Origin of the sequence: Nocardioides sp. W7 (assembly GCF_022919075.1) — a bacterium.
GTDB lineage: Bacteria > Actinomycetota > Actinomycetes > Propionibacteriales > Nocardioidaceae > Nocardioides.
In genome coordinates this window covers 1,168,297-1,183,158 of sequence record NZ_CP095078.1, presented here as the reverse complement: position 1 = coordinate 1,183,158, position 14,862 = coordinate 1,168,297, and the positions used below count along the sequence as shown (strand labels likewise).

General features: G+C 72.3%; 11 protein-coding genes. 8 read left to right on the top strand and 3 right to left on the bottom strand.

Annotated features, from left to right (window positions below; genetic code table 11):
- Window positions 1-9 precede the first annotated feature (9 nt).
- Together MUB56_RS05645 and MUB56_RS05640 are read right to left on the bottom strand one after the other, a co-directional pair.
- Complete coding sequence (locus MUB56_RS05645; RefSeq protein WP_244930926.1) at window positions 10-738, bottom strand: VIT family protein; 729 nt, start codon at window positions 736-738, stop codon at window positions 10-12.
- A 127-nt stretch (window positions 739-865) separates the two neighbouring features.
- Window positions 866-2,011 (bottom strand): acyl-CoA dehydrogenase family protein, encoded by a 1,146-nt coding sequence (locus MUB56_RS05640; protein WP_244930925.1) that lies wholly within the window; start codon window positions 2,009-2,011, stop codon window positions 866-868.
- A 153-nt stretch (window positions 2,012-2,164) separates the two neighbouring features.
- On the opposite strand from MUB56_RS05640, the gene MUB56_RS05635 reads away from it, so the two are divergent.
- From MUB56_RS05635 to MUB56_RS05610, 6 genes are all read left to right on the top strand, one after another.
- Window positions 2,165-2,644 carry a SigE family RNA polymerase sigma factor gene (locus MUB56_RS05635; RefSeq protein WP_244930924.1) on the top strand — a complete coding sequence of 160 codons (480 nt, stop codon included), beginning with the start codon at window positions 2,165-2,167 and terminating at the stop codon, window positions 2,642-2,644.
- Window positions 2,641-3,381: a hypothetical protein gene (locus MUB56_RS05630; RefSeq protein WP_244930923.1), complete on the top strand. Its 741-nt coding sequence runs from the start codon at window positions 2,641-2,643 to the stop codon at window positions 3,379-3,381. The genes MUB56_RS05635 and MUB56_RS05630 overlap by 4 nt, the downstream gene beginning before the upstream one ends.
- Window positions 3,382-3,520: 139 nt before the next feature.
- Complete coding sequence (glgX, locus tag MUB56_RS05625; RefSeq protein ID WP_244932357.1) at window positions 3,521-5,692, top strand: glycogen debranching protein GlgX; 2,172 nt, start codon at window positions 3,521-3,523, stop codon at window positions 5,690-5,692.
- 3 nt (window positions 5,693-5,695) lie between these two features.
- Complete coding sequence (treY, locus tag MUB56_RS05620) at window positions 5,696-8,044, top strand: malto-oligosyltrehalose synthase (protein ID WP_244930922.1); 2,349 nt, start codon at window positions 5,696-5,698, stop codon at window positions 8,042-8,044.
- Window positions 8,044-9,819 carry a malto-oligosyltrehalose trehalohydrolase gene (treZ, locus tag MUB56_RS05615; RefSeq protein WP_244930921.1) on the top strand — a complete coding sequence of 592 codons (1,776 nt, stop codon included), beginning with the start codon at window positions 8,044-8,046 and terminating at the stop codon, window positions 9,817-9,819. The genes treY and treZ overlap by 1 nt, the downstream gene beginning before the upstream one ends.
- 68 nt (window positions 9,820-9,887) lie before the next feature.
- Window positions 9,888-11,753, top strand: coding sequence for an ATP-binding protein (locus MUB56_RS05610; RefSeq protein ID WP_244930920.1), 1,866 nt, complete (start codon window positions 9,888-9,890; stop codon window positions 11,751-11,753).
- A gap of 418 nt (window positions 11,754-12,171) precedes the next feature.
- Here MUB56_RS05610 and MUB56_RS05605 read toward each other — a convergent pair whose 3' ends face one another.
- Entirely contained in the window at window positions 12,172-12,333 is a 162-nt protein-coding gene (locus MUB56_RS05605; protein WP_244930919.1) for a hypothetical protein, read from the bottom strand.
- Window positions 12,334-12,789: 456 nt separating this feature from the next.
- On the opposite strand from MUB56_RS05605, the gene MUB56_RS05600 reads away from it, so the two are divergent.
- Window positions 12,790-14,364, top strand: coding sequence for a hypothetical protein (locus tag MUB56_RS05600; RefSeq protein ID WP_244930918.1), 1,575 nt, complete (start codon window positions 12,790-12,792; stop codon window positions 14,362-14,364).
- The gene (locus MUB56_RS05595; RefSeq protein ID WP_244930917.1) at window positions 14,361-14,846 is read left to right on the top strand and encodes a hypothetical protein; all 486 of its coding nucleotides are present in this window, start codon (window positions 14,361-14,363) and stop codon (window positions 14,844-14,846) included. The genes MUB56_RS05600 and MUB56_RS05595 overlap by 4 nt, the downstream gene beginning before the upstream one ends.
- Window positions 14,847-14,862 lie beyond the last annotated feature (16 nt).

The following is a 14,862-nucleotide window of genomic DNA, read 5'->3' as shown; positions in this document are numbered from 1 at the left end:
GGAGCGCTCTCAGACCTGCGTCCCCAGCAGCGACCCCACGCCGTAGGTGATCGCCATCGCGAACGCACCGCCGACGACGTTGCGCACCACCGCGCGACCGGTCGGCCCGTAGCCGAACCTCGCGCTGGCCCAGCCGGTCAGGGCCAGGGCGAGCAGGACCGAGACGACGGTGACCCAGATCCGCGCGTCGGCGACGACCAGGGTGATCGTGAGCAGCGGCAGCAGCGCCCCGAGCGTGAAAGACAGTGTCGACGCGATCGCGGCGTTCCACGGGCTGGTGATGTCGTCGGGGTCGATGCCGAGCTCGACCTCGGCGTGCGCCCCGAGGGCGTCGTACGCCGTGAGCTGCTCGGCGACCTGGAGCGCCAGGTCCTCGGTGAGACCGCGGTCGACGTAGAGCGCGGCGAGCTCCGCGAGCTCGTCGGCCGGCTCCTCGGCGAGCTCGCGCCGCTCCTCGGCCAGCAGCGCGAGCTCGGAGTCACGCTGGGTGCTGACCGAGACGTACTCCCCCGCGCCCATGCTCAGCGCACCCGCCGCCAGTCCGGCCACGCCTGCCACCAGGATCGCGTTGCGGTCGGTGGTCGCGCCGGCGACGCCCATCACGATGCCCGCGGTCGAGACGATCCCGTCGTTGGCGCCGAGGACGCCGGCACGCAGCCAGTTCAGGCGGTTGTTGAGCCCGGTCTCGTGCGGCTCGTCGGCGTGGCGCCACGTGTGCAGCGGCTGTGCGTCGGTCACCACGGCATCGTCGCACTCCTGGGCGAAGTCGAGACGAGCTGGGCCTGGAGTGCGTGCATCGCCAGGCGGAGGAGGGAAGGCGGCCTGCTGGTGGCCGTCGACCGACGACAACGCCGCGAGGTGCGTGCTACAGGCCCAGCTCGCGGCCGATGAGCTCCTTCATGATCTCGTTGGAGCCGGCCCAGATCTTGGAGACGCGGGCGTCGCGCCAGGCGCGGGCGACGCGGTACTCGTTCATGAAGCCATAGCCCCCGTGCAGCTGGACGCAGTGGTCGAGGACGTCGTTCTGGACCTGCGAGCTCCACCACTTGGCCTTGGCGGCGTCGACCGGGGACAGCGCGCCCGCGTTGTGCTGGATGACGCAGCGGTCGATGAACGCCTCGGCGACCTCGATGGCGGTGACCTGCTCGGCGAGCAGGAACTTGTTGTGCTGGAAGTTGCCGATCGACTGCCCGAACGCCTTGCGGTCCTTGGCGTACTGGATCGTCTCCTCGAGGATCTGCTTGGCGTGCGCCACGTTGCTGATCGCGCAGCCGAGCCGCTCCTGCGGCAGCTTCTGCATCATGTGGATGAAGCCGCCGTCGAGCTGACCGACGATCTCGGCGTCGGTCACCCGAAGGTTCTCGAAGAACAGCTCGGCGGTGTCCGACTCGTCCTGGCCGACCTTGTCGAGCTTGCGGCCGCGACTGAACCCGGGCGCGGTCGTGTCGACGGCGAAGAGCGTGATGCCGCGGGCCTTCTTCTCGGGCGACGTCCGGGCGGCCACGATCACCAGGTCGGCGGAGTAGCCGTTGGTGATGAAGGTCTTGGAGCCGTTGATGACCCAGTCGTCGCCGTCGCGCACCGCGGTGGTCTTCAGCGCGGCCAGGTCCGAGCCGCCGGAGGGCTCGGTCATGCCGATGGCGAGCAGGATCTCGCCGGCGGCCACGCCGGGCAGCCAGCGCTTCTTCTGCTCCTCGGTGCCGAGCTCGACCAGGTACGGCGCGGTGATGTCGGCGTGGATGCCCACGCACGAGCCGAGCGCCGCGTTCACCTTGTTCAACTCCTCGAGCAGGACGGCGTTGAAGCGGTAGTCGCCCGCGCCGGCGCCGTCGTACTCCTCGGGGATCTCCAGGCCGAGCAGGCCCTGCTTGCCGGCCTCCCGCCAGAACTCCCGCGGGATGGCCTTGTCGGCGGCGTGCTGCTCGACGTGCGGGATGACCGACCGGTCGAGGAACTCCTTGACCGATGCCCGGAACGCCTCGTGGTCCTCGTCGTAGATCTCGCGCTTCATGACGGCGATCCTACTGGCAGGTAACCAGGTCGGGGCACGGTTGCCCCCACCACCTCGCGGCATCGGAACGCGACGGTCGCGAAACGTGCCGAGGAGTTCCCACGAATCTCGCGGCAGAGGCAAGCGATCATGGCGCTCGTGCGTCGTCTGGGTGTGAGCGAGAGCGAATTCACCCGGTTCTACCTGACGAGCCGGGACCGGTGCCTGCGGGCCGTGGTCGCGTCCGGACTGCGTCCCGACGAGGCCGAGGAGGCGGTGGCCGAGGCCTTCGCCCGGGCCTGGTCGCACTGGGGCAAGGTGCGCACGCTGGAGCGGCCCGAGGCCTGGGTCGTCCGCACGGCGGTCAACGCCACCATCTCGTCGTGGCGGCGCCGGCGGCGCGAGGCGCCGACGGCGACGCCGCCGGACGGGGTGCAGGCCGACGCCGCGGACCGGACGGACCTGATGACGGCCCTGCATCGGCTGCCGCCCCGGCAGCGTGACGTGGTGGTGCTCCGTTACCTCCTGGACCTCAGCACCCAGCAGACCGCCGACCACCTCGGCATCGCTCCCGGCACGGTCGCCTCCCAGCTCCACAAGGCGATCGCGACGCTCCGCTCGCACCTCACCCACTCCGAGAGGACACAGTCATGAACGACTCCACTGAGCTGCAGGACCAGCTCGCGGCCGGCACCGCGCACCTGACGATGGACCGGCCCGCGGCGGCGATCGTCGCGCGCGGCGACCGGATCCGCCGGCGCCGCCGTACCTCCGCGCTCGGGGGCGTCGCCGCCGTCGGCGTGGTCGGAGCGGTCGTCGCCTCGGTCCTGATGCCGCCCGGAAGCACCCCGCTCGCCCCGTCGGCGTACGCCGCGTGGGGACCGGCCATGGTGAACCTGGAGCCCGGCCTGGCCACCGTGGTGGGCCGCGTGTGCGGCAGTGAGCTGCGCGACTTCGGGTTCGAGGTGGCGACGGCGACGCCGGTGGCCGCCGACCGCCGCGACGGCGACACCGTCGCCGTCTACCTCGGTGAGGAGCACTACGGCATCTGCGCCCTCCGCGGCGAGGCGGACCGCCTGCAGCCGCGCAGCGCCGTGACCGGGCGGCTGAAGGATCTGCGCGACGGGACGCACGCCGACCTCGTGACCTGGACCTTCTCCCACGCCACGCTCGACTCCCCCGCCCGCGACGGCGTCGGCGTCCTACAGGTCTCGCCGCAGGTCGACCGGGTCAGCGTCGAGGTCGCGGGTGAGTCGTTCGATGCGGCGGTCGGCGGTGGCTTCGCGATGTTCTGGCTGCCCGACGGGCTCACGGAGGCGGAGGTCGACGCGGCCAGGGCGACGGCGTACGCCGCGGACGGCGAGGTGCTGTCCGACACACCGCTCTCCTGAGGGCTGTGCACGGAGTTGCGGACGTCCCGGTTCGGGTACTCCGGGGCGTCCCCCCTTCCCCGCCGTGATTGCCGCAGGTGATGTTTTGAACGATCGAACCCCTAGCTCGACCATCACTGACGCCGAGCCGGAGACCGAGCTGCAGATCTGGCCGGGCGAGGCGTACCCCCTGGGTGCGACGTACGACGGCGCCGGCACCAACTTCGCCCTCTTCAGCGAGGTCGCCGAACGGGTCGAGCTGTGCCTGTTCGACGCGGAGGGGGTCGAGACCCGCCTGGAGCTCACCGAGGTCGACGCCTACGTCTGGCACTGCTATCTCCCGCAGGTGCAGCCGGGTCAGCGCTACGGCTACCGCGTGCACGGCCCGTGGGACCCCGAGCAGGGACTGCGCTGCAATCCCAACAAGCTGCTGCTGGACCCCTACGCCAAGGCGACCAGTGGCGAGCTGGACTGGCACCCGAGCCTGTTCTCCTACACCTTCGGCGACGAGGACTCCCGCAACGACGAGGACTCCGCGCCGCACATGACGCACGGCGTCGTCATCAACCCGTTCTTCGACTGGGAGGGCGACCGCCGCCTCAACATCCCCTACAACGACTCGGTCATCTACGAGGCGCACGTCAAGGGGCTGACCCAGCTGCACCCCGACGTCCCCGAGGAGATCCGCGGGACGTACGCCGGCCTCGCGCACCCCGCCATCACCGCGCACCTGCAGAAGCTCGGGATCACCGCGATCGAGCTGATGCCGGTGCACCAGTTCGTCCAGGACAACACGCTGCTGGAGAAGGGGCTGCGCAACTACTGGGGCTACAACACCCTCGGCTTCTTCGCGCCGCACGAGGACTACAGCACCGCGACCCGCGCGGGCCAGGGTCTGGGCCAGCAGGTCCAGGAGTTCAAGGCCATGGTCAAGGCGATGCACGCGGCGGGCATCGAGGTGATCCTCGACGTGGTCTACAACCACACCGCGGAGGGCAACCACCTGGGTCCGACCCTGAGCTTCAAGGGCATCGACAACGAGGCCTACTACCGGCTCGTCGAGGACGACGAGCGCTACTACATGGACTACACCGGCACCGGCAACACCCTCAACGTGCGGCACCCGCACTCGCTGCAGCTGATCATGGACTCGCTGCGCTACTGGGTGACCGAGATGCACGTCGACGGCTTCCGCTTCGACCTGGCCTCCGCGCTGGCCCGCGAGTTCTACGACGTCGACCGGCTGGCGACGTTCTTCGAGCTCGTGCAACAGGACCCGGTGGTCAGCCAGGTGAAGCTGATCGCCGAGCCGTGGGACGTCGGCCCGGGCGGCTACCAGGTCGGCGGCTTCCCGCCGCAGTGGACCGAGTGGAACGGCAAGTACCGCGACACGGTCCGCGACTTCTGGCGCGGCGAGCCGTCCCTGGGCGAGTTCGCCTCGCGGCTCTCCGGCTCCTCCGACCTCTACGAGCGCTCCGGGCGCCGGCCGTTCGCGAGCATCAACTTCGTCACCGCCCACGACGGCTTCACCATGCGCGACCTGGTGTCGTACAACGAGAAGCACAACGAGGCGAACGGCGAGGACAACAACGACGGCGAGAGCCACAACCGGTCCTGGAACCACGGGGTCGAAGGACCCACCGACGACCCCGAGATCCAGGCGTTCCGGGCCCGCGAGCAGCGCAACCTGCTGGCCACCCTGCTGCTCAGCCAGGGCGTGCCGATGATCCTGCACGGCGACGAGCTGGGCCGCACCCAGCAGGGCAACAACAACACCTACGCCCAGGACTCCGAGCTCAGCTGGGTGCACTGGGACGACGCCGACGGGCCGCTGATCGAGTTCACCGCGGCGATCGTCCGGCTGCGCGCCCAGCACCCGACCTTCCGCCGCAAGCGGTTCTTCACCGGCGAGGAGGTGCGCAGCGGTGAGGGCGAGCGGCTCGACGACATCGTCTGGCTGCACCTCGACGGCCGGCCGATGGTCGACGAGGACTGGACCGGCGGAGCCCAGGCCATCGGCATGTACCTCAACGGGCACGGCATCGCCGGCAAGGACGCCCGCGGCCAGACGATCCTCGACGACCATTTCCTGCTCTACTTCAACGCCGACGGGGACGCCCAGGTCACCCTGCCGCCGGCCGAGTACTCCGACGCCTGGGACGTCATCATCGACACCGCCGGCTCGGCCGACGACGACGGCACCTTCGAGGCCGGCGCCGTCCTGCAGCTCGGCCACCGCAGCCTCGTCGTGCTCCGCGAGCACCGGGCGCCGGTGGTCGAACCCGACCTTTCCGTCGCCGCGTCGGTCGCCGCCCAGTCGCGGCGGATCTGAGCCGTGGCCGCGACCCGCCGTACCCCGACCAGCACCTACCGGCTGCAGATCAGCGCCGACCTCGACCTGTTCGAGGCGGCGCGCCTGCTGCCGTACCTCCACGACCTGGGCGCCGACTGGGTCTACCTCTCCCCGATCCTGGAGGCCGAGCCCGGCAGCACGCACGGGTACGACGTCATCCGCCACGACCGGGTCGACCCGGCCCGCGGGGGCGAGGAGGGCCTCGCGGCGCTCTCCGCCGAGGCGCGGCGGCTCGGGATGGGGGTGCTCGTCGACATCGTGCCCAACCACGTCGGGGTCGCGACCCCGGCCGAGGACCCGTGGTGGTGGGACGTGCTCAAGCACGGCCGCCAGGCCGAGCACGCGCCGGCGTTCGACATCGACTGGGACGCCGCGGGACAGCGGCTGCGCCTCCCGGTCGTCGGCGACGACGACCAGGCCGACGACCGGGCCCCGATCGACCACCTGAGCCTGGTCGAGGGGGCCGACGGTCTGGAGCTGCACTACTGGGACCAGGCCTTCCCGGTCGCCCCCGGGACCGCGGACGGGCTCCACGACGACCCGCAGCAGGTGCACGACCGCCAGCACTACCAGCTGGTGAGCTGGCACCTCGCTGACGACGGCCTGAACTACCGGCGCTTCTTCGCGGTCAACACCCTGGCCGCCGTGCGCGTCGAGGAGCCGGAGGTGTTCGACGACACGCACGTCGAGATCCGGCGCTGGTTCGACGAGGGCCTGGTCGACGGGCTGCGCGTCGACCACCCCGACGGGCTGCGCGACCCCGGCGGCTACCTGCGCGACCTGGCGTCGCTCACGGGAGGCGCGTACGTGCTGGTCGAGAAGATCCTCGAGCCCGGCGAGCGGCTGCCGTCCTCGTGGGAGACCGCCGGTACGACCGGGTACGACGCTCTCGCCCACATCGACCGGGTGCTCACCGACCCGGCCGGTCAGAAGCCGCTCGACGACCTGGAGGCGCGGCTGCGCGGCGGGCCCGTCGACTGGGCCGAGATGATCCACGACACCAAGCGCGAGGTGGCCGACGGCATCCTCAACAGCGAGGTGCGCCGGATCGTCCGCGAGCTGCGGCGGCACCTGCCCGTCGTACACGCCTTCCGGGCCGAGGACGCCGTCGCCGAGCTGTTCGCCTGCTTCGGTGTCTACCGCTCCTACCTGCCCGAGGGGCGCGAGCACCTGGAGCACGCCTTCACCGAGGCGCGCCGCCGCCGCCCCGACCTCGCGGTCACCTTCGACCAGCTCGAGCCGTGGCTCCACGACCCGGACCTCGCGGCCGCGAAGCGCTTCCAGCAGACCAGCGGGATGGTGATGGCCAAGGGCGTGGAGGACTGCGCGTTCTACCGCTACTCCCGCCTCACCTCGCTCAACGAGGTCGGTGGTGACCCCAGCGTCTTCGCCCTCGACGTGACCGGCTTCCACGAGCAGCTGGCCGAGCGGCAGCGCGACTGGCCGCACGCGATGACCACCCTGTCGACCCACGACACCAAGCGCGGCGAGGACGTGCGGGCCCGGATCACCGCACTGGCCGAGCTGCCGGAGGCGTGGGAGTCGGCGCTGGAGTCGCTGCTCTCGCTCGTCCCGGTGCCCGACCCGGGCTTCGGCTCGCTGCTCTGGCAGGCGGTGCTCGGCGCCTGGCCCGCCGACCGCGACCGGCTGCACGGGTACGCCGAGAAGGCGATGCGCGAGGCGGGCGACCGGACCACGTGGACCGAGCCGGACTCGTCGTACGAGGAGGCCGTGCACGCCGCGGTCGACGCCGCCTTCGACTCCGACGAGGTGCGCGCGGTCGTCGACGGTCTGCTCGAGCAGGTCGTGCTGCCCGGCTGGTCGAACGCGCTCGCGGCCAAGCTGCTTGCCCTGACGATCCCCGGTGTGCCCGACGTCTACCAGGGCAGCGAGCTGTGGGAGCAGAGCCTGGTCGACCCCGACAACCGGCGGTGGGTCGACTTCGAGGCGCGCCGCTCGATCCTCGGCAGCGGCGCGTGGACCGCACCCACGCCGGCGGTCGACGACGCCGGCACGGCCAAGCTGCACGTCACCGCGACCTCCCTGCGGCTGCGACGCGACCGGCCGGAGCTGTTCACGTCGTACGACGCGGTCGCGGCCAGCGGGCCGGCGGCCGACCACGTGATCGCGTTCGACCGCGGCGGGGCGCTGGCCGTCGCCACCCGGTTGCCCGTCGGGCTCGCCGCGAGGGGCGGCTGGGATGCCACGACGCTGGAGCTGCCGCCCGGCCGCTGGACCGACGCCCTCGGCTCGTGGTCCGGATCCGGCTCGGCCCCGCTGGCCGAGGTGCTGGCCGACCTGCCCGTCGCCCTGCTCGTGAAGGAGTCCTGATGCGCGGTCCGTACGACGTCTGGGCCCCCCGGCCGGCTCGCCTCCGCCTGTCCCTTCGAGACGCCTCGTCCCTCGGCTCCTCAGGACAAGCGCTGCCCGATGAGATCGTCGAGATGACTCGCGGGGACGACGACTGGTGGACCCCCGCGGGACCCGTTCCCGACCCACGCTCGGAGGTGGACTACGGCTACCTGATCGACGACGAGGACGCGCCCCGACCCGACCCGCGGTCGCGGCGCCAACCGGCGGGCGTCCACCAGCGCTCGCGAACCCACGACCCCGCGGCCTTCGCCTGGACCGACGACGCCTGGACCGGGCGCCAGCTCGCGGGGGCGGTCGTCTACGAGCTGCACGTCGGCACCTTCACGCCCGAGGGCACCTTCGACGCGGCGCTCGGCCGGCTCGACCACCTCCGCGAGCTCGGTGTCGACCTGGTCGAGCTGATGCCGGTCAACGCCTTCAACGGCACCCACAACTGGGGCTACGACGGCGTGCTCTGGTCGGCCGTGCACGAGGGGTACGGCGGCCCGACGGCCTACCAGCGCTTCGTCGACGGCTGCCACGCCGCGGGCCTGGGCGTGATCCAGGACGTCGTCTACAACCACCTCGGCCCGTCCGGGAACTACCTGCCGGTCTTCGGTCCCTATCTGAAGTCCGGCAGCAACACCTGGGGCGACCTGGTCAACCTCGACGGCGAGGGGTCCGCGGAGGTGCGCCGCTACATCCTCGACAACGTGCGGATGTGGCTGTCGGACTACCACGTGGACGGGCTGCGGCTGGACGCCGTGCATGCGCTGTCCGACGAGTCCGCGACCCACCTGCTGGAGGAGATGGCGGTCGAGGTGGCGGCGCTCTCGGCCCACCAGCGGCGTCCGCTGACGCTGATCGCGGAGTCCGACCTCAACGACCCGACGCTCATCACGCCCCGCGAGGCGGGCGGCTACGGGCTGGACGCGCAGTGGAGCGACGACTTCCACCACGCCGTCCACGTCGCGCTGACCCGGGAGACGGACGGCTACTACGCCGACTTCGAGCCGCTGGGTGCGCTGGCCAAGGTGTGCGAGCGCGGCTTCTTCCACGACGGGACGTTCTCGTCCTTCCGCGGCCACGACCACGGCGTGCCGATCGACACCGCGGCGATGCCGAGCTGGCGACTGGTCGTCTGCGCGCAGAACCACGACCAGATCGGCAACCGGGCGGTCGGCGACCGGATCACCGACCACCTCGACGACGACCAGCTGGCCTGCGCGGCGTTGCTGACCCTGGCCGGTCCGTTCACGCCGATGCTGTTCCAGGGCGAGGAGTGGGCGGCCTCGACCCCGTTCCTGTTCTTCACCTCGCACCCGGAGCACGAGCTCGGGAAGGCGACGGCCGAGGGCCGGATCGCGGAGTTCGAGCGGATGGGCTGGGACCCGGCCGTGGTGCCGGACCCGCAGGACCCGGCCAGCTTCGAGCGCTCGAAGCTCGACTGGGCCGAGGCGAACGAGGGTCGGCACGCCCGGATGCTCGACGTCTACCGCCGGCTGGGCGCGCTGCGCCGCGGGTGGAGCGAGCTCACCGACCCGGCCCTCGGACGGACCCGCTGCGAGGCCGACGAGGAGCGTCGTACGTTCGTGATGCACCGGGGGGAGCTGGCGGTGGTGGTGAACTTCGGCGACGCCGAGGCCGCACTCCAGCTCGGTCACACCCGGTTGCTCTTCGAGACCGAGGCGGGGGTCGAACTCGCCGGCGGGAGGCTCACGCTGCCCGCCCATGCGGGCGCACTCCTGGCGTGATCCCGACCGGTCGGACCGGAGTTCTCGGTTCCGGCGCGAGGAATTAATCCCGGTGCTTTACTTCGGACGTGTCCGAGCCTGCCGCACTCCTGCTGCCGCTGCCGGACCCCGTCCGCGGGCTCGCCATCGCAGCCGTGGAGCGAGCGCTGGCGGTGCTGGCGCCGGACCCCGAGCCCGCGCTCGTCGCCCGGTGCGATCAGGCGCTGGCGGCGGCCCGGACCGCGCTGGGTGCGGCGATCGACGAGGGCATCCCGCTCGGCATCGTCGCCGCTCAGGCGGCTCTCGGCACCGCCGAGACCGAGCTGCTGGCCGTGCTGGTCGGGGCCGAGCTCGACGAGAGCCTGCAACGCCTGCTGGTCAGCCTGACCGAGGACCGCGACCGGCACCGGGTCGAGCTCTGGATGCTGCCGCATCTGCTGCCCGGCAGCACCCCGGCCCTGGCGGGACCGACCTCGGGCCTGGTCCGCGCGGCGCTGGCCCTCGTCACCGCCCGCGGCGCCTTCGGCCGCACCGCGATCACCCTCGCGCCTCGGCTCCTGTGGGCGCTGTGGGGCGACACCCGGTCCGACCCGGCGCTGCCCGTCGGGGCGGAGCTGGTGCCGGTCGTCTCCACGTCGGCACCGGCCTGGGCGGACGGCCACGACACCGTGCTCGTGGTCGGTCCCGACCGGGCCCGCCGCCGTCACCGCGCGGCGGAGAAGACGGCTGCGGTCCGGCTGCTGGTCACCCCGCCCCCGACCCACCCGGACGGCTGGTCCGCGGTCGTGCGCGAGGCCACCCTGGCCGGGGCGGCCGTCCTCCTCGAGTCCACCGAGCCACTGAGCGCCGACGGCCGGCGCTGCATCGAGGACACCACGCACCTGCGGTGGGCGATATCGACGTCCACGCCCGTGGCACTCGACGACCTGCCCCGCCGCGACTGGCGCGAGTTCGCGCCCGAGCCGCCGCAGATCTCGCAGACCGAGTGGGTGGCCGTCGCGGGCGAGGCCGACCGTCCGCACGCCCTGACCGCGGAGCAGCTCGACCGGATGGGCCAGGCCCTCGGCCTGACCGGCGGCGACTCCGAGGCGGCGTACCGACGGCTCACCGACGCCCGGATCGACGCCGTGGCCACCCGGATCGTGCCGCGGGCCGGATGGGACGATCTGGTGCTGCCGCCGAATCGCAAGCAGCGACTGGTCGACCTGGTCGACCGTTACCGCTCCTCGTCGACCGTGTACGGCGAGTGGGGCATCTCCCCGTCGCCGTCGCGCGGGCTGGTCGCGCTCTTCTCCGGCAAGTCCGGGACGGGCAAGACGATGGGCGCCGAGGTGGTCGCCGGCGAGCTGGGGCTCGACATGTACCGCCTCGACCTGTCGGCCGTGGTCAGCAAGTACATCGGCGAGACCGAGAAGAACCTCGACAACCTCTTCGACGCCGCCTCCATCGGCGGGACGGTGCTGTTCTTCGACGAGGCCGACGCCATGTTCGGCAAGCGCACCGAGGTCACCGACTCCCACGACCGCTACGCCAACGTCGGCACCAGCTACCTGCTCCAGCGGCTCGAGCGGTACGACGGCATCGTGATCCTGGCGACCAACTTCGAGAAGAACATCGACGAGGCGTTCATCCGCCGGGTGCACGTCCGGCTCGACTTCCAGCTGCCCGGTGAGTCCGAGCGTCAGGAGCTGTGGCGCCGCAACCTCGCCGCCGGCATGCCCCTGGCCGACGACGTCGATGTCGAGTGGCTGGTGAGCCGGTTCGAGATGTCCGGGGCGTCCATCCGCAACGCGGTCGTGGACGCCGCGTTCCTGGCGGCCCGCGACGGCGGCTCCGTGGGGATGGCCCACCTGGTGCAGGGCACCGCCCGCGAGCTCCAGAAGTCCTCGCTGCGGATCACCCGGGACAAGTACGGCGACTGGTTCGACCTCGCGATGGCGAGCACCTCCGGATGACACCCACGACCGAGCGGGGTGGACGAACGTGAGCCGGACCGCCGCCGAACCGGAGGCCGCGCCGGCGCGCGATGTGGTGGCGCCGGCGCCGCCTGCCCCGGCTGCGCCCGCGCTCGAGGTGGGTGCCGCGAACGACCAGTACGAGCAGGCCGCCGAGCGCACCGCGGAGCAGGTGCTGCGTCGGCTCGCCGACGAGGGTGCCCTCGGCGGTGCCGACGACGGCTCGGGCCTCGGGCGCGCCTCGGGTGCCATGGGGGCGGCGGGCGGAGCGGTCGACGCCGGCACCGCCGCCGCCATCCGGGGCAGCAGCGGCTCCGCGCTCCCCGAACCGGTGCGCCGCTCGATGGAGAGCGCCTTCGGTGGTGCGAACTTCAGCGGCGTACGCCTGCACACGGGACCGTCGGCCGCGGCCCTGAGCTCACAGCTCGGGGCGAAGGCGTTCACCGTCGGCAAGGACATCTTCCTCGGCTCCGGCACGCCAGCCCTCGACAGCCGGCCGGGCCAGCACCTGCTCGCCCACGAGCTGGCCCACACCCGGCAGGACGGCGGCGCAGCACACCGCACGGTCCGTCGCGCCCACGGGGCGGCACCCCTGCAGGCGCCGCTGCCCCCGGGACCCCCGCCACTGCGACACCCCGGACCCCCACCCCTCCCACCCGGCACCCTCCGCGCCGCCCAGCCGCCGCTCCCCGCAGGACCCGCACCCCTGCAAGCACCGCTGCCCCCGGGACCCCCGCCACTGCGACACCCCGGACCCCCACCCCTCCCACCCGGCGCCCTCCGCGCCGCCCCGCCGCAAATGGCCTTGTTGCCGCGGCCCGCTCCGGGCCGCGCGGGCACTGCCACCGCGAGTCCCCCGGCACCGGTGGCGCCTGCGAGCACGGGCAACGCCGCCCCGCCGCAAATGGCCTCGTTGCCGCGGCCCGCTCCGGGCCGCGCGGGCACTGCCACCGCGAGTCCCCCGGCACCGGCAGCGTCGCCCGCGCCGACGGGCACGGGCACCGTCGCGCCGCCACCGCTCCCCCGGCGTCCGCGGGTGCCCACCACCCTCGCCGCCTGGACGCAGGGGAACATCCCCGCAGCGACCGACCGCACGACGGACGAGGTGAGCTCCGGCTTCGAGAGTGTCAGCGAGCTCGGCGGCCTCGCGGCCGAGAGCGCCGCGACCACGAATCACGTCGACGCGACCAACAGCTACCTCGCCGGCCTCAACAAGGCCGACGGGGGCAAGCGCTCGACCCTGGGCGACGACGCCCAGCAGGCCAACCTGACCTACGGCGGGGCCGGCATCGCGGGCTTCGCGTTCCTGGTCGAGGGCGGCACGGCCGTCCAGAAGTGGCGCAAGGGCTTCGACAAGACCGAGGATGCCGTCGCCGCCGCCTTCAACGTGACCACCGCGGCCGCCGGCACCGCCAGCGCGTTCGCCAACGCCACGAAGACCGCCCAGGGCGGGGACGGGCAGGAGGTGGAGGCCCCGCCGAAGGTCGAGGCCCCGCCGAAGGTCACCGGGGAGGCGAGTGGGCCCGAGACCGACCTCGCGAAGAAGGAAGGCGGGACCGAGACGGTCGGCGCCGCCCCGGAGGAGACCGCCAAGGCCGCCGACTTCCTGGCCTCGATCGCCGGCATCCTCTCGTCCATCAAGGCGGGCTACACGATGGTCAAGACGATCGCCGCGGCCGTGAAGGCCGCCGACGGGCTGGAGTCCGGCGACCCGTCCGCCGCCGCCGTGGCCGCGCTTCGGTCCGTGGTCGAGGCCGGCAAGTCGACCATCGAGGCCATCAACACGGTGATGAGCCAGGTCAGCAGCGTCAGTTCCGCCATGCTCAATGCCGTCCCCGGTCTCGGCATCGCGATCGGGGTCCTCGACATCCTGGTCAACGGCATCGGTCTCGGCATCGCCTACCAGGGGTGGGCGCAGATGCGCGAGGACAAGCGGGCCGCGAAGATCGTGCTGATCGGTGCGCGCGACCTCGAGGAGAACGCGACCTTCTTCGGAGGGAACCGCTCGGCCACGGGCATCGCCAAAATCATCCTCGACACCTTCGCAATCTCCCAGGCCGGTGCCGACATGTCGAAGGTCGCCGCGGCGAAGGAGTACACGATGACCCGCCAGCTGCAGGCCATCACCGGCAAGCGGATCAAGCGCAACGCGCTCAACATCGCCGCGGCCCTGCCCGGGATCGCCGGCGACATCGCGATGCTCTCGGGAGTCGGCGCCGCCGCCGGGGTGGGTCTCAAGGCCGCGGGCGGCGGCTTCAAGGCGCTGGCCACCCTGTGGCGGGTCGGCAAACAGAAGCTCGCCGACGCGCGGAACTGGGACTCCTCGACGATCAAGAAGCGCAAACGGTACGACGAGCTGATCACGCACCTCACCGGCTCGATCGTCGAGGCCAACAACCTGCCGGAGCCGGCCAGCCAGGCCGGACCCGCGAGCCAGGCCGACCTGGCCATGACGGCGGCCAAGGTCTACCGACAGGAGACGGTGATGGGTCAGGTGATGGCCTCGGGCATGACGCCGCTGCGGATGGCGTTGAACAAGGGCGACGGCAAGGCCCTGTGGAAGGCCTGGATCGACGCCCTGCGCAACCGCGACGGGCTGCCGGCCGTATGAGCTGGGGCCTGCCGGACCTGGCCGCCTTCCTGACCGGCCTCGGCGTCCACGTCGTCGACTCCGGCGAGGAGGACGAGCTGCTCGCCGGGTTCAGCGGCGACACCCCCGACCTCCCCCGGCCGACCCTCCTGCGGCTCGTGAGCGCGCGCGGCCAGGACGAGCGGATGCTGCTGGTCGACGTGACCTATCCCTTCACGGCCCCCGTCGTCGACGACGCCCGGCTCGCGGGCGCCCTGCTGTCCCCGCACCTGGTGCTCGGCCACACCGAGGTCGACGACGACGGCTCGGTCCACCACCGCTACGCGATGGTGCTCGACACGGCCGGCGAGCTGCCCGCGGCCGTGCTCACCCAGGTGGTGGCGGTGCTGGACTACGAGCAGGTGCACTTCGGCGACTACCTCGAAGCGGTGTGCGTCGGCGGTGCGCGGCTCGACCTGTTCGCCGAGCTGATCGTCCGGGGCGAGGAGTCCGGGATCACCTGACCCGGCGGGCCTCGCC

What these genes read in the sequence shown, in the direction of transcription:
- MUB56_RS05640 (WP_244930925.1), bottom strand. Translation starts at nt 2,011, where the DNA reads ATGAAGCGCGAGATCTACGACGAGGACCACGAGGCGTTCCGGGCATCG.
- MUB56_RS05630 (WP_244930923.1), top strand. Translation starts at nt 2,641, where the DNA reads ATGAACGACTCCACTGAGCTGCAGGACCAGCTCGCGGCCGGCACCGCG.
- treZ (WP_244930921.1), top strand. Translation starts at nt 8,044, where the DNA reads ATGCGCGGTCCGTACGACGTCTGGGCCCCCCGGCCGGCTCGCCTCCGC.
- MUB56_RS05595 (WP_244930917.1), top strand. Translation starts at nt 14,361, where the DNA reads ATGAGCTGGGGCCTGCCGGACCTGGCCGCCTTCCTGACCGGCCTCGGC.